Genomic DNA, 22,859 nt, shown 5'->3' with positions numbered 1-22,859 from the left:
TGTAGCGCGTGTAGGCCTTAGGCGCCGCTTGGCGCAGGCTCTAGCCGCAAATGACAATGCCGCCCTCGGGCGGCATTGTCGTTGTGAGACTTATCCCAGCCAGCGTCGCGCGTTGCGGAACACGCGCATCCACGGGCTCGCCTCGCCCCAGCCTTCGGGGTGCCAGCTCATCTGGACCGTGCGATGCACCCGCTCCATGTGCGGCATCAGCACGGTGAAGCGGCCATCGGGCGTCGTGACCGACGTAATCCCGGCCGGCGAGCCATTCGGGTTGAACGGGTAGCGCTCCGTGGCCTCACCGTGATGATCGATGAAGCGCATCGCCACCGCCGCGCGCGCCGCGTCGCCTTGCTGCGAGAAATCGGCGAAGCCTTCGCCGTGAGCGATTGCCACCGGAATGCGCGAGCCTTCCATGCCGGCAAAGAAAATCGACGGCGACGACTCGACGCGCACGAACGAGAAGCGCGCCTCGAATTTCTCCGACTTGTTGCGCGTGAATTTCGGCCAGGCATCCGCGCCGGGAATCATCGACGCCAAGCTGCTCATCATCTGGCAGCCGTTGCAGATGCCGAGCGCAAACGTGTCGGCACGCCCGAAGAACGCCGCGAACATATCGGCAAGCTGTGGGTTGAAGCGTATCGTCTTCGCCCAGCCTTCGCCCGCCCCCAAGACGTCGCCATACGAGAAGCCGCCGCAAGCCACGGCGCCCTTGAAGTCGGCCAATGTCGCGCGGCCCGAGAGCAAGTCGCTCATATGAACGTCATAGGCGTCGAATCCCGCGCGATCGAACGCGTAGGCTGTTTCCAAATGCGAGTTCACGCCCTGCTCGCGCAAGATCGCGACGCGCGGACGAGCAGCCGTGTTCAAGAACGGCGCGGCGACATCGTCGCTCGGATCGAATGTCAATTGCGGCGAGATGCCGGGATCGGATGCATCGAGCAGCACGTCGTATTCGGCATCGGCGCACGCGGGGTTGTCGCGCAGACGCGAAATGCGCCAGCTCACTTCGCTCCAAGCGCGTTGCAGCTCGGCGCGCGGCGCGTCGTAGATTTTCTTCGCGTCGCGATAGATTTCGACGACGTCGCGCTCGTTGAGTTTGCCGATGACGTGCGAGCACGCCCCCAGGCCATGCTCGCGCAGAACGGCGAGCACCGCGTCGCGCTCGGCGGCGGGCACTTGCACGACCGCCCCGAGTTCCTCGGAAAACAGTGCCCGCAGTGTGAGATCGTCGCGCCGGCCGCTCGTCTGCTTGGCCCAATCCTTTGCGTCGCCGTAGTCGAACTCGTGCGCCGCATCGAGTGTGAGCATATCGACGTTCAGCGAAACGCCCACGCGACCCGCGAACGCCATCTCGCAGACGCTCGCCCAGAGGCCACCGTCCGACCGGTCGTGATAGGCGAGCAAGCGGCCACTCGCGTTGAGCGATTGGATCGCCGCGAAAAAGCGCTTCAGATCTTCGGGGTCGTCGACGTCGGGCGCGGTGTTGCCGACTTGCTGCGTGACCTGCGCGAGGATGCTGCCGCCGAGCCGGTGCTTGCCGCGGCCAAGGTCGATCGCGATCAGTACCGAATCGCCGGCTTCGTCAGGGCGGCGCAGTTGCGGCGTCAGATGGCGGCGCACATCCTCGACGGGCGCAAACGCGGAAATGATCAGCGAGACGGGGGCAACGACTTCCTTGGCTGCACCGCGTTCATCCCACTTCGTCTTCATCGACAACGAATCCTTGCCGACCGGAATGCTGATGCCGAGCGCGGGGCACAGCTCCATGCCGATCGCCTTCACCGTGTCGAACAGAGCGGCGTCTTCGCCGGCCGAGCCGCACGCGGCCATCCAGTTCGCGGATAACTTCAGCTTGTCGAGCGAGGCGATCGGCGCGCTGGCGATGTTGGTGACGGCTTCGCCGACCGCCATGCGGCCCGACGCCGGCGCATCGATGACGGCCAGCGGCGTGCGCTCCGCCATCGTCATCGCCTCGCCGCGAAAGCCCGCGTAATCGGCAGCCGTGATCGCGCAATCGGCGACGGGCACTTGCCACGGGCCCACGAGCTGATCGCGCACGCTCGTGCCGCCGACCGAGCGGTCGCCGATCGTGATCAGGAACGACTTGCTCGCGACCGTCGGGTGCTTGAGCACCGACACGGCCAGCTCGGCCAGCGAAAGCCCCGTCACGTCGACCGGCGCACGCTCGGCACTCACACGCTCGACGATGCGGTGCATGCGCGGCGCTTTGCCGAGCAGGACGTCCATCGGCATATCGACGGGGTACGTGGCCTCGCCTTCGGCATGCGTATCGATCAGTTGCAACTGGCGCTCGTCGGTGGCGACGCCGACGAGCGCGAGCGGACAACGCTCGCGCGAGCAGATCGCCTCGAACGCCGGCAGATCGGCCGGCGCAATCGCCAAGACATAGCGTTCCTGCGCTTCGTTCGACCAGATCTCGCGCGGCGACAGGCCGCTCTCCTCGAGCGACACTTGACGCAATTCGAAGCGCGCGCCTTTGCCGGCGCCGTCGACGAGTTCAGGGAACGCATTCGAGAGGCCGCCCGCGCCGACGTCGTGAATGCTCAGAATCGGGTTGTTGCTGCCGAGTTGCCAGCAAGCATTGATGACTTCCTGCGCCCGCCGCTCGATTTCCGGATTGCCGCGCTGCACCGAATCGAAGTCGAGCTCCGCCGTGTTCGCGCCGGTCGCCATCGAACTTGCCGCGCCGCCGCCCATACCGATGCGCATGCCGGGGCCGCCGATCTGCACGAGCAGCGTGCCGGCCGGCAGATCGTGCTTGTGCGTGTGCGCATCGGAGACGTTGCCGATGCCGCCCGCGATCATGATGGGCTTGTGATAGCCGCGCACCTGACCGCCGACGTTTTGTTCGTAGACGCGGAAATAGCCGCCCAGGTTGGGCCGGCCGAATTCGTTGTTGAATGCGGCACCGCCGAGCGGGCCGTCGATCATGATTTGCAGCGGCGAGGCGATGCGGTCGGGCCGGCCATAGGGCGCGTGCTGCTCGTTCGGGTTACGCAACGTGAGCGGCTGCGCGGCATCGCGCGCGTTTTCCCAGGGCTCGACGGCGCCGGGCAACTCGAGGTTCGACACCGTGAAGCCCGTGAGCCCCGCCTTGGGCCGTGCGCCACGCCCCGTCGCACCTTCGTCGCGGATTTCGCCGCCGGCGCCTGTCGCCGCGCCGGCGAACGGCGAGATCGCCGTGGGGTGGTTGTGCGTCTCCACCTTCATCAACGTGTGCGTGAGCTCGACGTGGCGGCCATAGCGCTCGTTCAACGCGCCGCTCGCTCCCGCCTTGGCCGGGCGCGGGAACCAGCGCTCGGCCGAGCCGCCCTGCATGATCGCCGAGTTGTCCGAATAGGCGACGATCGTGCCTTGCGGGTTCAGCTTCTCGGTGTTCTTGATCATCTGGAACAGCGAGATGTCTTGCGGCTGCCCGTCGATCGTCCATTGCGCGTTGAAGATCTTGTGGCGACAGTGCTCGCTGTTCGCCTGCGCGAACATCATCAGTTCGACGTCGGTCGGATTGCGGCCGAGCTTCGAGAACGCATCGACGAGGTAATCGATTTCGTCATCGGCCAGCGCGAGACCGAGCTCGCCGTTCGCGCGTTCGAGCGCCGCGCGGCCGTGCGCGAGCACGTCGACGGTCGCGAGCGGTTTGGCGGGCAGTTCATCGAATAGATGCAGCGCGTGTTCGCGCGAGAGAACGACGCTTTCGGTCATGCGATCGTGCAGCGCGGCAGCGACGGCCGCGCGGGCTTCGTCGGAAAGCGCCTTCTTGCCGCCGAGCAGGCCGGCCAGCCCCGTCTTGAGCGTGACGGTGAATTCGATCCCGCGCTCGACGCGGCGCACGTGCTCGAGCCCGCAATGGTGCGCGATGTCGGTCGCCTTGCTCGCCCACGGCGAGACGGTGCCGATGCGCGGGACGACCAGAAAGGCCTCCTGAGCCCCTCGCCCTTCGCCCGCCGCAAACGGCTCGCCGTAGTGCAACAACCCCTCGATGCGCTCGTTGTCCTGCGACGACAGCGGCGTCAGTGCATTGACGAAGTGCAGGTACTGGCCGCGCACGCCGACGATGTCGGCGTCGATGCGGGCAAGCGTTTCGAGCAGGCGGGTTTGACGGAAGTCGGATAGCGCCGAAGCACCGGGGAAGCACGAAAAGTGGGCCATGGAAGGACGTGGGCGTCGATGAGTCGCGCATCGCGCGGTTCGCGCGCGCATGCCACGACGTGAGGCGAAAGGAAGACCGAGATTATACCCGGAACTCGGTCCCCGATAGGCCGTGCCAGGCCATCCGGCCAAGGGAGCGCGTCATGTCGGCGTCGGTTTTGCGCCTCATCGCGAGCCATCCGATTCCGTTTGGCGCTATCATGCGCGGTTTGCCTCATCGGCGCGAAGCCGCGCCGGCGAACGGCCGCTCGGCCGCCGCCTCGCGCTTCGCATTCGGCACGGCGCTTGCCGCACCAGGCGTCGCGGCTGTCCGCAGTGCACCGTATTCTCGTCATTCATGGATGTCATCGTCATCGGCGGCGGAATTGTCGGCGTCGCCACCGCTTACCAGCTTCGTACCGCCGGCCATCGCGTTTGCGTCGTCGAGCGCCATGCAACGGTCGCCCAAGGCGCCACCTATGGACACGGCGGCATCGTATTGCCCACGCCGCTCGACGCCTGGTTCGGCCCCACGTTCCTCGGCAACCGTCGCGGCGTCGTCTATCGGCCGGGCCTGAAGTCGAGCGCGCGTCGCTTCGCTCGCCGCCTGGCGCAATTGCAAGCGCCCGAGGCGTTTCGCGATCAGTGGTTGCGTCTGCGTCCGCTCGTCGAGCTTTCCCGCGAAGCGATCGCCTCGATCGAAGCCGGGTTTCATCTCGAATTCGAGCAGCGCGAGGGCGTTCTACACGTGACGCGGCAGCCGCGCGAGTGGGAGCAGGTGCAAAGTGCGCTCGATCTGCTGCGCGAATTCGAAATGCATCACCATGTGCTGTCGGCCTCCGAATGCGCCGACATCGAGCACTCGGTGCCCGCCGAGCCCGCGTTCGCAGGCGGTGTCCTCTTCCCGCGGGAGCGCACGGCCAACTGTCCGCTGTTCACGAAGCTCGTGAAGCAGGTGCTCGACGAGCAAGGCGGGGTCCAATTCCTTTTCGGGCGCGCCGTCGAGGCGATCCGCCTCGAGAACCAGCGCGCGGCCGTCGAACTCGCCCCCGCCGAGGGCGAGCGCAAGAGCGCGCGCGAAGTCGACGTCATCTCGTGCGATGCGGTCGTCGTCGCCGCGGGTGCGGGCAGCGCGCCGCTGCTCGAGCAGTTCGGCCTTTCGCTGCCGCTGCATCCGATCCGCATGCTTTCGCTGACGGCCCCGATCGCCTATGAGGAATGCACGCCGCACTTGACGGTCGTCGATTCGATCCGACGCGTCTCGATGACGCGGATGAACCAGCGCATCCGCGTGGCCGGTGCCGCTGTGTTGCAGCCGGAACGTGAACTCGCCAAGCCGCTGGCCGAACCGCTGGCCGAAGCAGGCGCCGCGCTGCTTGCGCAAGCGACGCACGATTGGATCCCGGGGGCGGCCAAGATCTCGGCCGCGCACGAATGGGAAGGGTTGCGGCTGCTCTCGCCCGATGGCCTGCCCGTTGTCGGCAATGCCGTGCATCCGCGCCTGTTCGTCAATTTCGGGCATGGCCCCGCCGGTTGGGGGCTCGCCTGCGGGTCTGCTAAAGTGATCGCAGATCTCGTCTCGGGCACGACGCCGAGCGTGCCGCACGACACGCTGTCCGCGTTACGCGCGGAGCGCTTCGCGAACTGACGGTCGGGCATGCTTTGCTGCCATGCCCCGCCCAGCCGTGCCATCGCTTACAGCCAGGACGGCACGGCCGCCGGGTAAATGCCTTTAGGGGTCATAGAGGTCATAGGGGCCAGTGACCAAAGGCTGCGTGCCCGCCGCGCCGAGTGTTCGAGAGTGTCCTTGAAACTGCTCGCCATGATCGACGTTTCCGCCTCGCCCGCCCATCTTCCGCTTCTGCTCTCGCCGAGCGATCGGCCCTTGCCGCTATTCACGGTCGCGCAACTGCGCGTGCTCGAGACGCAAGCCGCCGCCGGCTTGCCCGAGCACACGCTGATGGCCCGCGCGGGCGCCGCATGCGCGCAGTACCTCACCGAACGCGCCGCCCACGACGGCTCGCTGGCAAGCGCGCATCCGGTTTGGATCGCGGCGGGGCCCGGCAACAACGGCGGCGACGCGCTCGTTGCCGCCACGCGGCTCAGGCAGGCCGGCATCGCGGCCGAAGTCTGCATGCCGATCGAAGTGAAAGCCGACGACGCGCGCTGGGCACTCTCCGAGGCGCGCGCCGCGGGGGTACCGATCTCGCACGTGCCGCCCGCGTCGCTCGATGCCTATGGATGGATCGTAGACGGGCTCTTCGGCATCGGGCTGGCCCGGCCACTCGAGGGCGTGTTCGCCGATCTGGCCGCGCGCATCGGCCGGCGCGCGAGCACCCACGGGCGGGTGCTCGCGCTCGACGTTCCGAGCGGGCTCGACAGTGACGCCGGCAACGTCGTCGAGGGCGGTATCGCCGTCCGCGCGACAGAAACCGTGACGTTTCTCGGCGCCAAGCCCGGGCTTTACATGAGCCGGGGCCGCGATCTGGCCGGCGCCGTGACGGTGGCGCCGCTCGGCGTCGATCTGCCGGTGCCGGGCGACGTCGCACGTCTGAATGCCCCGTCGTCGTTCGCTTCGCACTTTCCGGCGCGCTCGTTCGCCTCGCATAAAGGGACGTTCGGCAGCTTGGCCGTCGTCGGCGGCGACACGGGCATGTGCGGTGCGCCGATCCTCGCCGCACGCGCCGCGCTCCACACCGGCGCCGGCAAGGTTCATGTCGCCTTCGTCGGCGAAGGCGCGCCGCCCTACGATGCGCCCTATCCCGAGTTGATGCTTCATCCGGCCGGCACGCTCGCGCTCGAAGCGATGGATGCGCTCGCGATCGGCTGCGGCATGGGACACGAGCCGCGCGCCGTCTCCTTGCTCGAGCGCGCACTCGCGAGCGACCTTCCGCTCGTGATCGATGCCGATGCACTCAATTTGGTTGCGCGCGATTCGTCATTGGCCGATAGGCTCGCCGCGCGCGGCGCGTTCGACGCCAACACCGACGGCACGACGCGCGCCTGCGTATTGACCCCGCATCCGCTCGAAGCGGCGCGGCTGATGAGATGCGACGCGGGCTCGATCCAGCGCGACCGCGTCGGGGCGGCGCGCGCGTTGGCCGAGCGTTTCGGCGCGGTTGTCGTGCTCAAGGGCGCCGGCACAGTCATCGCCTCGCCCGACGGCCGAGCGGCCGTCAACCCCACGGGCAATGCGGCGCTGGCAACAGGCGGGACGGGTGACGTGCTCGGCGGCATCATCGGCGCATTCATGGCCCAAGGCCTGCCGAGCTACGAAGCGGCGCTGGCTGGCGTCTATCTGCACGGCTGGGCCGCCGACACGTTGACGGCAAACGGCCAAGGCCCCGCCGGGCTGACGGCCGGCGAGTTGGCGCCAGCCGTGCGCGGCTTGCTCAACCGATTGATCTACCCCACGCGCGATTGAACCGAAGCGGCCGCTGCCGCGTGCCGCCGTTCATCTGCGCGCTATTTCGACGCTATTTCGCCGCCGCTGCGGCTTGCGGGCGCTCGACGAGCTGCTCGTTCATATACGCGAAATGGCGCTCGCGCGGCACTGTCGGCGGCACCGCCATCGGCTCGTCGGGGTTGCGGTCGAGATAACTGACGACGAGATCGTCGCCGTTGATCGCGATGCCGATCGGTTGGATCCGATCGCCGATCTTGAAGGTCGTGCCCCGCCCGTCGTTGAACGCCACGGCGGCGTAATAAAACGTCCCGCTGCCCCCACCTTCCTCGGACAGAAATACGGCCACGGCCGAGCGGCCGCCGAGCTTGCCGACGGCGTGTACCGGCGGCTCGACGACGCGCGTTACGTCTTGCTCCGACGAATCGGGCGCCGCCGGCTGCTCGTGCTGGCCTTCGAGCAGGGTCACGTCCTTGTCGTCGATGCGATAGATGGCATTCTTGTAGTCGATCGACGGCTGCGACGGCCCGGCGACGTGCGCGGGAGCCGCCGTCACCGAGAGCCCGAGGTGAACCAGCGCGCTCGCTCGCAAATCGTCGATCCGGTGCGTGTAGGCCTCGGTGAGGCACGAGACTTGAGGCCCGCATGCGTCGCGCGTGTCCTGCTGCCACTTTTGCTGGTCGGCCTGCAGCGAGTCGCGAAATTCGTGGTAGGCCTGATCGTCGGCGGCAGGCTTCGCTTCGAGCATCATCGTGTAGTAGGTGCTCGCCCGCGCATCGAGCGCACGCAGGACGGCTGTGTTGCAGATCGTGCGCTCGATCTGCTGGTGCGGCTTCGCGCAGTCGATGTCCATCGCTTGTGCGAATGCATTCATCGATACGCATGCGAGAAGCGCTGTCGCGGCAGCGCACGGGCCCATTTTTTTCATTTTGTTGGTCGAATTGCCGATGGTGAAAAACGTCTGATGATAACGCGCATTCGGTCGGACAGCCTGGCGTTTGGCCCTGTGTTGGTCTACTGTCAGGTTCGATGTCGGCGGACCGTCGGGTTGGTTTTTCGCCCTCTGTCGATGCGCTCGCGCGGTCGCTCGGCAAACGACCCGGCAACGCGAGAAATCGATGCTTCGGCGCAGCATGTGCCGCTATACTGACCGCCCCGGGCGACGCAAAACGCCCGGCCAAGCCCAGCTCATGGACCGAGCTCCTTCGTTAGACCAACGCTTATGACGCTCAAGACGCTGAACTCGCTTTCCTCTTGGTCCGCGCTCACCGCGCATTACGAACAGATCCGCGACGAACGCCTGCGCGACTGGTTTGCGGCCGACACCGGCAAACCCTCGCGCGCCGAGCGTTTCACGGTCGAAGGCGGTGGTCTGACGGCCGATCTTTCGAAAAACCGCATCACCGACGAAACGCTTCGCTTGCTCGTCGCGCTCGCCGACGAAACCGGTGTCGCGGCGCGGCGCGATGCGATGTTCGCGGGCGACGTCGTCAATCCGACCGAAGGCCGCGCAGCGCTGCACACCGCCTTGCGCGCGCCTCAGGCAGACGCCCCGTTCCATGCCCCAATCGCGGCCGAGCGCGCGAAGATGGCCGAGTTCGCCGAACGCGTACGCAGCGGCGCCTGGACCGGCTACACGGGCAAGCGCATCCGTCACGTCGTCAACATCGGCATCGGTGGTTCCGACCTCGGGCCGAAGATGGTCGTGCATGCGCTCGCGCACCTTGCCCATCCCGACATCTCGAGCTACTTCGTCTCGAACGTGGACGGTGCCGACCTCGCCCGCGTCCTGGCGCGCATCGACCCCGAGGAGACGCTCGCGATCGTCGTCTCCAAGACTTTCACGACGCTCGAAACGATGACGAACGCGCGCTCGCTGCGCGATTGGTTGGTACAAAAGGGCTGCCCGGAAAGCGCGCTCGCCAAGCACTTCGTCGGCGTGTCGGCCAATCCGGCCGAAGTCGTGAAGTTCGGTATCGCGCAAGAGAACGTGTTCGAAATGTGGGATTGGGTCGGCGGCCGCTACTCGTTGTGGTCGGCCGTGGGCTTGTCGATCATGATCGCGGTCGGCGCGGCGCACTTCGACGCCCTGCTGGCCGGCGCGTACGACATGGACTGCCATTTCCGCGACGCGCCGCTCGCGCGCAATCTGCCCGTGCTGCTCGGGCTCATCGGCATTTGGTACCGTAACTTTTTCGGCCTGCAGAGCTATCTCGTCGCGCCCTACTCGGAGGCCCTGCACTTTCTGCCGTCGTATCTGCAGCAGCTCGAGATGGAAAGCAACGGCAAGTCGGCGCGGCTCGACGGCGCGTACGTCGATTACGCCACCTCCGCAGTCACCTGGGGCGAGCCCGGCACGAACGGGCAACACGCCTTTTTCCAGATGCTGCATCAAGGGCCGACGATCGTACCGATCGATTTCATCGCCGTGCTTACGCCCGAGCATCCGCTCGTCAGCCATCATCCGAAGCTGCTCGCGAACTGCTTCGCTCAGAGCGAAGCGCTGATGCTCGGCCGGACGGAAGAAGAAGCGCGCAAGGTAGCCGGCCCGGACAAGCCCGAACTCGTGTCGCACCTCGTCTTCCCGGGCAACCGGCCGTCGACGACGCTGCTGCTCGAGACGCTCGATGCACGCTCGCTCGGTGCGCTGATCGCGCTCTACGAGCACAAGGTGCTCGTGCAAGCGGCCGTCTGGAACATCAACCCGTTCGATCAGTGGGGCGTCGAGCTCGGCAAGATCCTTGGCAAAGTGGTCGAAGCCGACCTCACCTGTACGACGTTCGACACGCACAAGCACGATTCGTCGACGTCCGCCCTGATCGAGCGCGCGCGCCAAGCCGCGCGACGCGGCTAAGCGCCGGGCGGGCTGCGTCCGAGAACGCGGCCCGCCTCGATCGTCACCGTGCGCGAGCAGCGGTGGGCCAGCTCGGTGTCATGGGTCACGAGTATGAGGGTCGCGCCCTGCGCCGCGTTCAGTTCGAACATGAGATCGATGACGGCACGGCCCGTGGCTGCGTCGAGACTACCCGTCGGTTCGTCGGCGAACAGAATTGCGGGGCGTGTGACGAACGCGCGCGCCAGCGCGACGCGTTGCTGTTCGCCGCCCGAAAGAAGCTTCGGATAATGCTGAGTGCGCTTGCTGAGTCCGACTTGCTCGAGCAATGCCTGCGCGCGCGTGGTAGCCTCGTGCGCTTCGATGCCGCCTTGCAGCTCGAGCGGCAAGCGGACGTTTTCGAGCGCGGTCAGATGCGGCATCAGTTGAAAGGATTGGAAGACGAAGCCGATCGAGCCGTTTCTGAGCCGCGCGCGCTCGTCTTCCGAAAGCGTCGAAAGCTCGCGGCCGAGCAACCGAACCGAACCCGACGTTGCGTTGTCCAATCCCGCGAGCAAGCCAAGCAACGTTGACTTGCCCGAACCGGACGCCCCGACGATCGCCACGCTCGTGCCGGCGATAACGTCCAGCTCGATGTTCTCGAGTATCGTCAACTCGCCTGTTGCATCCTTGACCCGCTTGCATAAACTGCGCACTTCGATAATGGCATTAGTGTTTTCTGGCATGAACAAGCGTCGCTGGATAGTCGGTACGGCCGCCGCGGCCGCGTTGATGGCCTCGGGCCTCATTGCACTCTCATCGTTCACGGCCACGCCCGCGCGCAGCGCCGAAGCAACGCGCCCCGTCATCGTCGTGCTCGGCGACAGCATCTCCGCCGAGTATGGTCTTCCGCGAGACACCGGATGGGTCGCCCTCCTGCGCCAACGGTTGGCGCAGGAGCGAATCGATTATAGCGTCGCGAACGCGAGCATCAGCGGCGATACCACGAGCGGTGGACGGGCGCGTATGCCCGAGCTCATGGAACGGCTCAAGCCATCGATCGTCATCGTCGAGCTCGGCGCGAACGACGCGCTGCGCGGCGTGCCGCTTTCGACGACCGAGGACAATTTGCGCACGATCGTCGAGCAGGCGCAACAAGGACACGCCAAGGTCGTGCTCGTCGGCATGTATGTGCCGTCCAATTACGGCCAGGCCTACACCCAGCGTTTTCATGCCATGTACGGCAAGCTCGCGCACGACATGAACGTGCGTCTCGTGCCGTTCCTGCTGGCCGGCATCGAAAATCGGCCCGACATGTTTCAATCCGATCAGATGCACCCCGCGCAGCAGGCACAGCCGGCATTGCTCGGCAACGTGTGGCCTGTGCTGGCCCCGCTGCTGCCGAAGCAACGCCACTGACGCGATCGCGGTGGGTTCCGCCCGCGCGTAATGCGCGCGGCGCGCGGGCGGGAAATAAAAAAACCGCGCCGGCGAGCGCGGTTTTTTTTGAGGGGCACGACCGGGCCTCGGCCGCAGCGCCGCACAACAAAGGCACGACCTGCAACCGCGGCCGATTACCGTCATCCGGCAATCGGCCTTACGCCATCATTGCGAATCTGACTGCGACGCGTCGAGCGAACCGTAGAGCTTCACTTTCGAGCGCTTGCGCAGCGACTCGACGTACGCTTCCAACTGCGTCTGCGCGTCGACCTGCGCAAGCTGGCGCTGCGCGGCCGCGAGCCGGGCCGAGTCGATCGGCGCCGGCGGCACCACGGCATTGACGCGGTAGATCGCGTAGCCGTCGTTGCCGAGATCGACCCCCACGTACGCAGGCAGCTTACTGTCGTCGGCCTTGAAGATGGCGCTGAGCGCGAGCGGCGAGACACCCTGCGTGTCCATGCGCGAGACCTTCTGCTCGGCGGCGAAACCGGCCGTCGACTTCGATTTTTGCAGCGCGGCCAGCTTGGCTTCGCCGTCCTTGCGGGCCAGCTCGTCCGCTTGCTCAGCGACGTACTTCGCGCGCACCGCATCTTTGATCGATGCGAGCGGCGGCGTGGCGGCGCTCTTGTAGTCGGTCACGTGCGCCGCAATCAGCGTGCTGTTGCCGACGTCGATCGCCTGCGTGTTGTTATGGCTCTTGACCGAATCGTCGGCGAACACAGCCGTGAGGAACTTCGGATTGTTGAGCGGACTGGCGGGCGGCAGCGCCGGATTCGGCTTCGTCGTGACCGTGGCCGTTTGAATCGTCAGCTTGTATTTGTCGGCGGCCGGCTTCAGGCTCTTCGCCTGTTCGTAGACCGTCGACGTGAAGCCGTCCGAATCGTCGCTGTACGCCTTCGTCGCGAGTTCCGTGGCCAAGTCCTTGAGGATCGAGGCCTTCACCTCGTCGAACGGCTTGGTCACGGCGGGCTTGACGTCCGTCACTTTGATCACGTGGTAGCCGAAGGACGAATGGACGACGCTGCTCACCTCGTCCTTGTTCAACGCCATCGCCGCCGTATCGAACGCCTTTTCGCCCGTCAGCGTGCCGCTCGTCGACCAACCCAGGTCGCCGCCCTTCGCCGCCGAACCCGGATCTTGCGATTCCTTCTGCGCGATCTGAGCGAATTGATCCGGATGGGCCTTGACCTCGGCCAGCACGGCATCGGCCTTCGCCTTCGCTTTGGCGTCGTCGGCCGGGCTCGCCGATTTCGGCGACGCAATCAGGATTTGGCTCACGCGAACTTCGCGCGGCGTGGTGTAGTGCGCGATGTTGTCGTCGTAATACTTCTTCGCATCGCTGTCGCTCGGCGTAACACCCGTCGCCAACGCGGCCGGCGACAGCACCAGGTAGTCGATCGTCGCCGTGGCGGGCGTCGCGAAGTCGGCGCTGTGCGCGGCGTAATACGCCGACAGTTGCGCGTCGGTCGGCTGCACCTTCGACGCGTAATCGCTCGCGTGCAGCACGAGCGCTTGCACCGTGCGCTGCGCCTCGGCGAGCTGGGAGATGCGATCGGCCAGTGCCTTCGGCGTGAACGCGCTTTCCTCGATGCTTTGCGGGATCTGGTCGACCGCCAGCCCGTAGCGCACACGCTCGTCGTATTGCTCGGGCGTCATGCCCTGCATCGCGAGCAGTTGCTTGTAGCGATCGACGTCGATCGAGCCGTCCGGCTTGCGTAGCGAGGAAATGACCGGATCGGCGAGCAGCGCGCGGCGCACCGCGGCGTCCGACGCCGTCAAATATTCGCGCTGCGCTTCGTCGGCCAACGCGTGCTGCTGGATCAGGTTGTCGAGCAGATCGCGGCGGCGCGCCGGCGTGTCGAGCGCCTTCGAATCGAACTGCGCCCCGAGGAACTGACGCGCCTGATCGAGCTGCTGGCGCATCGCGCTGTCGAATTCGGCCCGGGTGATCTTGTGTCCGTTGACGCTCGCGACGTTCGCGCTTTCGTCGAAGAACCCGCGAAAGCCTTGTATCCCGAGGACGCCCAGCCCCGGTACGATGACGAGGACGAGCATGAGCATCATCAGACGCTGATGGTTGCGAAAGAAATCGAGCATGCGTGACCGGTTACGTTGGACAAAAACGTCCAATAGTACAACAGGTCGCGACGCAACTCGGCAATTTGAACCGGTTACGCGTTGCGCAAGGGCGCAACTCCAACGCTTGCGCAAACCACGGGGTTGCCAGCCGATACCGGCCGTCCGCACAATAGTCGAGCGGCCTCGTTGCCGCCGCGTGCGACCCGCAGGGCGCGCGCCCATCCCGATCCGGCCCGCCTAGGCGTTGCCGGGGCGCCGCGAGCCGCTCGCGACGCGGCATCCGGCCGGAGGCGACCATGCTCTACCAATGGCTCGAAACGCAACGTGCGCTGCTGCGCTCGCTCGATGCGTGGACCGCGTTTGCCGCTGCGCCGTGGTGTGCCGTGCCCACGTGGGCGACTTCGAAGACCGATCCGCAGGCCGGCACGCACTATGCCGACAATGCCCGCCTCGCGAGCATCGCGCTGCCAGGATGCGATTGGCTCTACCGGCTGCTGCAGGCGACGCCGGAGCCTCCGCCGTTCGGCATCGCATCGGTGCGAATCGCGGGGCGGATCGTACCTGTGAACGAGACGATCGTCGACCGGACCGCCTTTTGCGCGCTGCGCCGATTCAAGCGCGAATGGGAAGCGCCGTCGGCGGAACCTGGCGAGAACGTAAGCGAAGAGACGCCCGCCGTTCTCGCCGAGCGCGAGCGCGAGGACGCGCGCGCTGCCTCGCTTCGGCGCACGGCCGGACTTTCGGAGCACGCCTGCGTGCTGCTCGTGACGCCCCTCGCCGGGCACCACGCCGTCATGCTGCGCGAAACCGTCGAGACACTGCTCGAGGATGCCGACGTCTACGTCACCGACTGGGCCAATGCGCGCGACGTCGCGCTCAGCGAGGGCCACTTCGGTTTGAATGACTACGTGCTCGTCGTCGAACGCTTTCTGCGTCTGCTCGCCGAGCGCGGCGTGCACGTGCTCGCCGTCTGCCAAGCGGCCCCGCCGGCGCTCGCGGCCGCGGCATTGGCCGCCGCCTCGGACGGCAATACCGCGCCGCTGAGCGTCACGTTGATGGGCGGACCGATCGATACGCGCTTGCATCCGACGACGGTCGATCGTTTGGCCGCCACGCACGACATCGATTGGTTCCGCCAAACGGTCATCGACACCGTCCCGTCGTGCTACACGGGCGCGGGCCGACGCATCTACCCCGGTTACGTTCAGCATGCGGCGATCGTCGCCGCCCATCCGCATCGTCAAATGGCGCTCGAATCGCGCTATTGGACGAGCCGCCTATCGGGCGACGCCCGCGCCATCGCCGCGAGCCTGCGCTCGCTCAATGAATACTCGGCCGTGCTCGACATGGATGAAGACTACTTCCTCGACACGCTGCGCGTCGTTTTTCAGGAGCAGCGACTCGCGCGGGGCACCTGGTCGGTCGGCGCGCGCCGCGTGACGCCCGACGCGTTGATGGCAACGGCGCTTTGCACGGTCGAGGGCGATCACGACGACATCACCGGCGCCGGGCAAACGCACGCGGCGCACGAGATTTGCCACGCCATCCCCAACGCGATGCGCATGCGCATGACCGTCGACGGCTGCGATCACTACGACCTGTTCACGGGGCCGCGCTGGCATGAAGCGATCCATCCGGCGCTGCGGCGGTTTCGGCTCGCGACGCAGGATCGGCGCACAGGTTCGCGGATCGCTTGACTTGGATCAGCGCGACGCCGCGCGTTGCCGCCGATCATAACGACGTTGTTCCTTATCAAACGGCGAGGCCCCGATATGTATAAACGCATCCTTGCGCCGATCGACGGCAGTGAAACGTCCACGCGTGCATTCGAGTCGGCTTTGCGCATCGCGCGCGAATTCGGCGCGCAGCTGGTACCGCTCTACGTCGTCGACGTCTCAATCGCCGGGGCCGACGCGCCCGGCTACGACCCGACCATCGTTCGCGACGCGCTGCTCGAAGAAGGCTCGCGCGTCAATGCCGAAGCGCGCGCGAAGATGGCACGCGAGCACGTGGCCGGTACGCCGCGTATCGTCGAAACGAGTCCGCTAGGCGACGACATCTCGCATAGCATTTTGCGCGTCGCCAATGAGTGGTCCGCCGATCTCGTCGTCATGGGTACGCACGGGCGACGTGGATTTCGTCGATTGATCCTCGGCAGCGTTGCCGAGCGCTTCTTGCGCATCTCGTTGTGCCCGGTGCTGCTGATACCGGCCGGCGACACGACGCGTGAAGCGACGCCGAGCTAGGCGAATCCAGCCGAAAACCTGAGCTGCGGCAGCGCCGATTCGGCCGTCGAATCGGCGCCCTCTTTCGTCAGTTCTATCGTTCCGTGCTTTATTCCATCACTTGATTGCGCGCGCAACCAATGTGCATTCGCGTGCGCACGGCGGGATGAAATCGATTACATCCCAACGGCTCATGCACTTGCCCGTGCAGCGTGCACGCAACTTCGCCACGCGTTGATGTAGGACAATCCTTACAAAGCTTCGTCAACACTTACCGCAGTTTCATACGCCGCCGATTTCCTTGTAGCGCCCGACCTCCGATACTGCCAATCATGTAATCGACGTATCGCACCGCTAAGGCGGTATGCAGTCCCTTTGAGGAGGTCGTATGTTCAACGAAGCAACGTTCGTCGACGACATTGCGACGGCACCGGCGGTCCCCGCCCCGGCATGCGCGAACGGCAAGGCCGCCCCGGTCCGCTCTGCCCGGCACTGCACCATTTGCTCGATGCGCTCGGCCTGCATGCCCCAAACGTTGAGCGATCAAGAACTCTCGCGCTTCGATGCGATCGTCAGCGCAACACGCCTCATCAAGCGCGGCGACGCACTCTATCGCACGAGCGATCCGTTCCAGAGCATCTATGCGATTCGTTCGGGTTCGTTCAAAACCGTCGTCATGCATCGCGACGGCCGCGAGCAGGTCACGGGTTTTCATCTGGCCGGCGAAGTGCTCGGCCTCGACGGCGTCTGCACCGAGCGCCATAGCAGCGATGCGATCGCCATCGAAGACAGCAGCGTCTGCATCATCCCCTACGCGTTGCTCGAATCGATGTGCGCAGAGTCCAAGCGCCTGCAGCAGCAAGTGCTGCGCATGATGAGCGGCGAAATCGTGCGCGAATCGTCGTTGATGCTGCTGCTCGGCACGATGAGTGCGGAGCAGCGCGTTGCCGCCTTCTTGCTGAACTTGTCGAGCCGCTTGAAGGCGCGCGGCTACTCGGCCGCCGAATTCAACCTGCGCATGACCCGCGAAGAGATGGGCAACTATCTCGGCATGAAGCTCGAAACGGTGAGCCGGATGTTTTCGAAGTTTCAGCGCGACGGGCTCGTGCAAACGCACGGCAAGCAAATTCGCATCGTCAACCTGGATGCGCTGGGGCGTGTGTAATGACGGCCTGCACGGCCGTGCCTTTCTCTTGACCCAAAGCAAGGCGATCGCCCCGCATTCGCGCGATGATCGATCGTGACGGATGCGGCCTCGTTCAATTCGCCGCGTTCTTTCGACCGACCGACACGCAGCGCGAGACGAGGGCACGACGATGCGCATCGCCATCCATCTCAGTACGTTCGAGAAAACCCATCCGTGCGCCTATGCCATCGTCTGGATCGACCGCGGCGCGCAGCGATGGTCGCGGGAAAGCCATTTCGGCCTCGCTTTGCCTGCATCGGGCATCGTGCACGCACGGCCCGGCGTGACGCTATTGTGCGACGCGCACGAGCGCGCGCCGCTCTGCGCGCTCGACGAACTCGAGTGGCAGAGTGAAAGCGGGCCGTTCGAGGGAGCGGCCGGCAGTGCTCAATGGTGCGGCGATACCGCGCGCGGCCATTGGTACGTGCAATGCGTCGACGACGAGGCCACGCCGCTGGAACACAGCCGATTGCACAGCCTACTCGCCGACGACGCAGGCATTTGATGCCAAATCGGGCCGTCAGGACAACCCGACAGCCGTAGGAGCGCGCGCTGACGCTTACTCCACCGCCACCGTCTTCTGGCGCTGCTCGCCGAGCCCGGCGATGCCGAGCCGCATCGTCTGCCCCGCTTTCAGATAGACCGGGATAGGCTTGATGCCGAGCCCCACGCCGGGCGGCGTACCCGTCGATATGACGTCACCGGGCTGCAAGCTCATGCAACGGCTCAAGTAAGCGACGAGTTCGGCAACGCCGAAGACCATCGTCCGTGTGTTGCCGTTCTGATAGCGATGGCCGTCCACTTCGAGCCACAGGTCGAGCCGCTGCGGATCGGGCACTTCGTCGCGCGTCACGAGCCAGGGGCCGATCGGGCCGAACGTATCGAAGCCCTTGCCTTTGTCCCACTGGCCACCGCGCTCGATTTGCCACTCGCGCTCCGACACGTCGTTGACGACGCAATAGCCGGCCACGTAATCGAGCGCATCAGCCGCGTCGACGTACTTGCAAGGCTTGCCGATGACGACGCCCAGTTCGACTTCCCAGTCCGTCTTGGTCGAGCCGCGCGGGATTTCGACATCGTCGTTCGGGCCGACGATCGCGCTCGTCCATTTGTTGAAAACGACCGGCTCGGTCGGCACCGGCAGATTCGACTCGGCCGCGTGATCGGCATAATTCAGACCGATGCAGACCATCTTGCCGACGCGGCCGACACAAGCGCCGATGCGCGCATCGGCGGGCACGCGCGGCAGCGTCGACGTATCGACGGCGCGCAGCCGGGCAAGAGCGGCATCACCGAGCACGTCGCCCGCGATATCGTCGACGACCGACGACAGATCGCGCATCACGCCGTCGGCATCGACGAGCCCGGGCTTTTCCTGGCCCTTGGGGCCATATCGAAGAAGTTTCATCGTATTGCTCAGTCCTCAAAGGGGTAACACGGCGCTGGAAGCATCCATCGCTCGATCAATTCGACCAACCGCCGTCGATCAAATGAATCTGCCCGGTCGTGAACGCGGCCTCGTCCGACGCAAGGTATGCAGCCAGCGCCGCGATTTCCTCCGGCCGGCCGATGCGCCCCATCGGCTGGCGCGCAACGAACGCCGCCTCGACTTCCGTCACCGGCCTACCTTGCGCCCTCGCCTGCTCGGCGATGCGCGCCGCCAGCGAGGGAGATGCCACGGTGCCGGGACAAATCGCGTTGCAGCGTATGCCACGCGTGACGAAATCGGCTGCAACGGCCTTCGTGAGACCGATGACGGCCGCTTTCGTCGTGCCGTAGACAAAGCGGTTGGGCACGCCTTTCACGCTCGAGGCGGCCGAGGCCAAGTTGACGATCGAGCCGCCGCCGCGCGCGAGCATCGCGGGCAGAAACGCCCGTATTGTGCGATACATCGACTTGACGTTCAGATCGAACGAAAAATCCCAATCGGATTCCTCGCATTCGAGCACGTTGCCCGCATGGACGAAACCCGCGCAATTGACGAGTACGTCGACGGCGCCGATCTCCTCGGCGAGCGAGGCGATCGACGCGCCGTCGCGGACGTCGAGCACGCGCGATTCGAACGGCGCATCGGCGAGCAAGTCGAGGCGAATGTCGGTGGCGATCACGCGCGCCCCCTCTTTGGCCAAACGTTCGGCGCAAGCGCGGCCGATACCTTGGGCGGCGGCCGTGACGAGCGCGGTTTTGCCGGCCAGGCGCGTGGCCGGCGGCTCGGGAAAGGTCGTGGCAATAGCGGTCATGCTGGGCTGGGCTCCATCGATAGAAGACGTTTAAAGACCGTAGCAGGCGCGCGCCGTGCCGCCAAACAGCGCAGCGCGCTCACCGGGCGTCAGGCGCTCGGCAAACCGCATCGCGCATGCGTGCCACGCGAGGTAGCCGCCGTTCATGTCGACGACGGGCCAATCGCTGCCCCACATCATGCGCGCCACGCCGAAATGGTCGACGAGATGCGCGAGGTAAGGTTCGAGCATCGTATCCGTACAGGGTGTCCCGGCTTCCGTCACCAGCCCGGACATCTTGCAGAAAACATGCGGCAGCGCTGCGAGCTCCGCGATGCGCTGCGCCCACGGCAGCCAACCGGCGGCGCCGTCGGCGATCGGCGGTTTCGCGCCGTGGTCGAGCACCATCCGCAAGCGCGGATGCCTGCGTGCGAATGGCGTCAGGTACGGGAGGTGGCGCGTCAAGACGAGCGCGTCGAAAACGAGGCCGCACTCGATCAGTGCGTCGATCGCCGGCTCGAGTTCCGGCCGTGCGATCCATCCGTCGTCGGGCAAATCCTGCAGCATCGGCCGCACGCCCTTGAACTTGGGCTCACGCGCAAGCTCGGCGATGAGCGCGGGCGCATCGGGATCGTCGAGCGGCACCCAGCCGACGACCCCAGCGATCGCCGGATCGCCACGCGCCAAATCGAGCAGATAGCGCGTTTCCGCCAGCGTCGGCGCCGCTTGCACGACGACGCTGCGCGAGATCCCGGCGACGTGCATGAGCGGGCGCAGGTCCTGCGGCGTGAAGTCGCGATAGAGCGGCGCGAGGGCCGGTGTGAGCCAATCGTAGTCGCCGCGCGCGAGTTGCCAGAAATGCTGATGTGCGTCGATCGTGTCCATCGTGAGGTGATCTCGGTCGATTGGGCGGAGCGGGACGCGCGTCAGGCGTCCGGCGTCGGCGCGCGCGGGTCCAGCAGCCCTTCCGAGCGCAGCGCATCCCAGAGCGCGACCGGAATCGGCGCCGCGAAGGCCGCGGCGTTCTGCCAAAGCTCGCCGGCATCGCTCGCGCCGGTCAACACGCACGCCACCGCCCCGTGCGCATAAGGAAAGCGTAAAGCAGCGCTCGGCAATGCTACGCCATGCGCATCGCAAACGGCTTCGATCCGTGCGACGCGCTCGACGACGGCTGCCGGCGCATCGCCGTAATTGAACTTGAGCGTGCTCGATGCCGCACCCGGAGTGTCGCGCAGGTGCCGCACGCCGCGCGCGAGAATGCCCGAGTTGAACGCCCCGCCGACGAGGATCGACACCCCGCGCCGCTCGCATTCGGGCAGCAGCACATCGAGCGTCTGTTGTTCGAGCAGCGTATAGCGGCCGGCCAAGAGCGCGCAGTCGATCTCGAACTCACGCATCGCATCGAGCACGGCAGCTTGCTCATTGACGCCGAGCCCCACGGCGCGCACCGCGCCCGCAGCACGCAGCACATCGAGCGCCTTGAAGCCGCCTTCGCTCAACTGCCGCCAGTAATGCGCACTGCGCTCGCCGTGCGTGAACGCGCCGATGTCGTGCACGAGCAGCATGTCGATGCGCGCGACGCCGAGGCGCTGCAGGCTGTCGTCGAACGAGCGCAGAATGCCGTCGTACGTATAGTCGTAAACCGGCGTGAACGGCAACGGATGAGCCCATCCGTCGCGCGGCGCGCGTGCCGTCTCGCCGCGGTCGGGCCGCATGATCCGGCCGGCTTTCGTCGACAGCACATACATATCGCGCGCGCGCTCGCGCAGCGCCGCGCCGACGTAATGCTCGCTTTTCGTATAGCCGTAGTAAGGCGCCGTGTCGAATAGGCGCACACCGGCCTCCCAAGCGGCATCGATCGTTGCCCGCGCGTCCGCTTCCTTGATGTCGCGATACAAGCCTCCAAGGCCGGCGCAACCAAGGCCGAGCGCGGTGACCTCGAGCGAGGTCCGACCAATGCGGCGCCGCTGGCCGACGGCAACTTGCGTGCCGCCCGTCATGCGCTCACCCACGCGGCCGCGGCGGGCACGATCGGCAAGCAACCGGGGCCGATCGGATCGAACGCCTTGTAGGTCATGATGAATTCCTGGTGGCCCAGCAACTCCGATTTCGACCGCACGCCGCGACCCAGCGCAAGCGTCAGATCGAAGATTTCCCGGCCGACTTCATCGAGCGAGGCGCGGCCCTCCAGAATACGCCCGGCGTCGACATCCATGTCGCCCGACAAATTGCGATACGTGGCCGGATTCGCGCAAATCTTCGCCACGGGCGAAACGGCCGATCCGACGACCGAGCCGCGCCCGGTCGTAAACAAAATGAGGTGGCAGCCGCAGGCGATGAGTTCGCCGATTTCGGCGTTGTCGCTGATGTTCGGAAAACCGAAGCGCGGCTCGCCGTCGGGTACGACGTCGAGCAGATAAAGCCCACCGGTCGGGGGAATGTCCCCTGGCTTGACGATGCCGACGATCGGCGAAGCCCCGCTCTTCGCGTAGGCGCCGAGCGATTTCTCCTCTTGCGTCGTCAGCCCCCCGTCCGCGTTGCCGACAGCGAAGCTACCGTGCCCCATGATCGTGTAGTAGCGCGCCGCCTTCTCGACGCAGGCGACGATGGCATCGCCCAGTTCCGGCCGCGCCGCGCGCGATTTCATATGATGCTCGCAGCCGACGAGCTCGCCCGTCTCCTCGAACACGCAGGCGGTGCCGAGCTCGATCATCGCGTCGAAGGCCCGGCCCACGGCCGGGTTCGCCGTGATACCGCTCGTGCTGTCGGAGCCGCCGCATACGGTGCCGACGACGAGCTCGTCGAACCGCATCGGCACCGGACGCATGCCGGCAAGCGTGGCCCGCGCGCGCCGAACCCACTCGACGCCGCGCGCGATCGTACTGCGCGTGCCGCCCGTCTCTTGGATCGTCAGTACCTCGACGGGCCGCCCGCTCTCGCGGACGATGTCCACGAGATGGTGCTTGTTCATGCTCTCGCAGCCGAGCGAGACGAACAGCACCGCGCCGACGTTCGGGTGCGTCGCGATCCGGGCAAGCATCTTTTGCGCGTAAGCGTTCGGATAGCAGCCCGGAAAGCCGATCAAATGCACGTCGGGCGCGGCATCGTGCACATTGGGCGGATCGAAATCATCATCGGACAGCGCCTCGCCCTCGCCGTCGCTTTCGGCCAGGCGCGGCGTGAATTGCGCAACGATCTCGCGCGCGACGTGGTGCGCGCACTCGACCAGATACGCGACGGCGACGACATTGCGGATTCCCTTGCGCCCGTCGCTACGCGCGTAGCCGAGAAGCGGCGCGGAATCGGTATGGATCTCGTTCATGAACGTGTCTGCGAAGAAGTCAGG

At 66.1% G+C, this 22,859-nt stretch carries 17 protein-coding genes; 8 read left to right on the top strand and 9 right to left on the bottom strand.

Annotated elements, in window-relative coordinates; translation table 11 throughout:
* Positions 1 to 90: 90 nt before the first annotated feature.
* Positions 91 to 4,170, bottom strand: a complete 4,080-nt coding sequence (gene purL, locus J3485_RS09390; RefSeq protein ID WP_206952207.1) for a phosphoribosylformylglycinamidine synthase — start codon at positions 4,168 to 4,170, stop codon at positions 91 to 93.
* Between the two features lie 337 nt (positions 4,171 to 4,507).
* Between purL and J3485_RS09385 the strand changes: the two genes are divergently transcribed.
* Together J3485_RS09385 and J3485_RS09380 are read left to right on the top strand one after the other, a co-directional pair.
* Positions 4,508 to 5,797 (top strand): FAD-dependent oxidoreductase, encoded by a 1,290-nt coding sequence (locus tag J3485_RS09385; protein WP_206952206.1) that lies wholly within the window; start codon positions 4,508 to 4,510, stop codon positions 5,795 to 5,797.
* A 174-nt stretch (positions 5,798 to 5,971) separates the two neighbouring features.
* Positions 5,972 to 7,573 carry an NAD(P)H-hydrate dehydratase gene (locus tag J3485_RS09380; RefSeq protein WP_206955737.1) on the top strand — a complete coding sequence of 534 codons (1,602 nt, stop codon included), beginning with the start codon at positions 5,972 to 5,974 and terminating at the stop codon, positions 7,571 to 7,573.
* A 52-nt stretch (positions 7,574 to 7,625) separates the two neighbouring features.
* Here J3485_RS09380 and J3485_RS09375 read toward each other — a convergent pair whose 3' ends face one another.
* Complete coding sequence (locus J3485_RS09375) at positions 7,626 to 8,426, bottom strand: lysozyme inhibitor LprI family protein (protein ID WP_206952205.1); 801 nt, start codon at positions 8,424 to 8,426, stop codon at positions 7,626 to 7,628.
* Between the two features lie 348 nt (positions 8,427 to 8,774).
* Here J3485_RS09375 and pgi point away from each other — a divergent pair, with 348 nt between their 5' ends.
* Positions 8,775 to 10,406 (top strand): glucose-6-phosphate isomerase, encoded by a 1,632-nt coding sequence (gene pgi, locus J3485_RS09370; protein ID WP_206952204.1) that lies wholly within the window; start codon positions 8,775 to 8,777, stop codon positions 10,404 to 10,406.
* On the opposite strand, the gene J3485_RS09365 is transcribed toward pgi, so the two are convergent.
* Positions 10,403 to 11,110, bottom strand: a complete 708-nt coding sequence (locus J3485_RS09365; RefSeq protein ID WP_206952203.1) for an ABC transporter ATP-binding protein — start codon at positions 11,108 to 11,110, stop codon at positions 10,403 to 10,405. The two genes, pgi and J3485_RS09365, sit on opposite strands and share 4 nt — an antisense overlap.
* Here J3485_RS09365 and J3485_RS09360 point away from each other — a divergent pair.
* The gene (locus J3485_RS09360; protein ID WP_242538532.1) at positions 11,109 to 11,783 is read left to right on the top strand and encodes an arylesterase; all 675 of its coding nucleotides are present in this window, start codon (positions 11,109 to 11,111) and stop codon (positions 11,781 to 11,783) included. The two genes, J3485_RS09365 and J3485_RS09360, sit on opposite strands and share 2 nt — an antisense overlap.
* A 186-nt stretch (positions 11,784 to 11,969) precedes the next feature.
* Here J3485_RS09360 and J3485_RS09355 read toward each other — a convergent pair whose 3' ends face one another.
* Positions 11,970 to 13,901 (bottom strand): SurA N-terminal domain-containing protein, encoded by a 1,932-nt coding sequence (locus tag J3485_RS09355; RefSeq protein ID WP_206952202.1) that lies wholly within the window; start codon positions 13,899 to 13,901, stop codon positions 11,970 to 11,972.
* 278 nt (positions 13,902 to 14,179) lie between these two features.
* Here J3485_RS09355 and phaZ point away from each other — a divergent pair, with 278 nt between their 5' ends.
* From phaZ to J3485_RS09335, 4 genes are all read left to right on the top strand, one after another.
* Positions 14,180 to 15,580, top strand: coding sequence for a polyhydroxyalkanoate depolymerase (phaZ, locus tag J3485_RS09350; protein WP_206952201.1), 1,401 nt, complete (start codon positions 14,180 to 14,182; stop codon positions 15,578 to 15,580).
* 75 nt (positions 15,581 to 15,655) lie between these two features.
* Complete coding sequence (locus tag J3485_RS09345) at positions 15,656 to 16,129, top strand: universal stress protein (protein WP_206952200.1); 474 nt, start codon at positions 15,656 to 15,658, stop codon at positions 16,127 to 16,129.
* A gap of 367 nt (positions 16,130 to 16,496) precedes the next feature.
* Entirely contained in the window at positions 16,497 to 17,273 is a 777-nt protein-coding gene (fnr, locus tag J3485_RS09340) for a fumarate/nitrate reduction transcriptional regulator Fnr (RefSeq protein ID WP_206952199.1), read from the top strand.
* Positions 17,274 to 17,424: 151 nt separating this feature from the next.
* The gene (locus J3485_RS09335) at positions 17,425 to 17,799 is read left to right on the top strand and encodes a DUF3564 family protein (protein ID WP_206952198.1); all 375 of its coding nucleotides are present in this window, start codon (positions 17,425 to 17,427) and stop codon (positions 17,797 to 17,799) included.
* Positions 17,800 to 17,853: 54 nt separating this feature from the next.
* On the opposite strand, the gene J3485_RS09330 is transcribed toward J3485_RS09335, so the two are convergent.
* The 5 genes from J3485_RS09330 to J3485_RS09310 are packed head-to-tail and all read right to left on the bottom strand — an operon-like array spanning position 17,854 to position 22,835.
* Positions 17,854 to 18,702 carry an ureidoglycolate lyase gene (locus J3485_RS09330; RefSeq protein WP_206952197.1) on the bottom strand — a complete coding sequence of 283 codons (849 nt, stop codon included), beginning with the start codon at positions 18,700 to 18,702 and terminating at the stop codon, positions 17,854 to 17,856.
* 55 nt (positions 18,703 to 18,757) lie between these two features.
* Entirely contained in the window at positions 18,758 to 19,534 is a 777-nt protein-coding gene (locus J3485_RS09325; protein ID WP_206952196.1) for an SDR family oxidoreductase, read from the bottom strand.
* Between the two features lie 30 nt (positions 19,535 to 19,564).
* Positions 19,565 to 20,398: an amidohydrolase family protein gene (locus J3485_RS09320; protein ID WP_206952195.1), complete on the bottom strand. Its 834-nt coding sequence runs from the start codon at positions 20,396 to 20,398 to the stop codon at positions 19,565 to 19,567.
* 41 nt (positions 20,399 to 20,439) lie between these two features.
* Positions 20,440 to 21,513 (bottom strand): aldo/keto reductase, encoded by a 1,074-nt coding sequence (locus tag J3485_RS09315; protein ID WP_206955735.1) that lies wholly within the window; start codon positions 21,511 to 21,513, stop codon positions 20,440 to 20,442.
* Entirely contained in the window at positions 21,510 to 22,835 is a 1,326-nt protein-coding gene (locus J3485_RS09310) for a UxaA family hydrolase (RefSeq protein WP_206955734.1), read from the bottom strand. The genes J3485_RS09315 and J3485_RS09310 overlap by 4 nt, the downstream gene beginning before the upstream one ends.
* Positions 22,836 to 22,859 lie beyond the last annotated feature (24 nt).

Source organism: Trinickia acidisoli (assembly GCF_017315725.1).
GTDB lineage: Bacteria > Pseudomonadota > Gammaproteobacteria > Burkholderiales > Burkholderiaceae > Trinickia > Trinickia acidisoli.
Note: the sequence above shows the minus strand (reverse complement) of the source record. Positions and strands in the feature narration are given on the sequence as shown.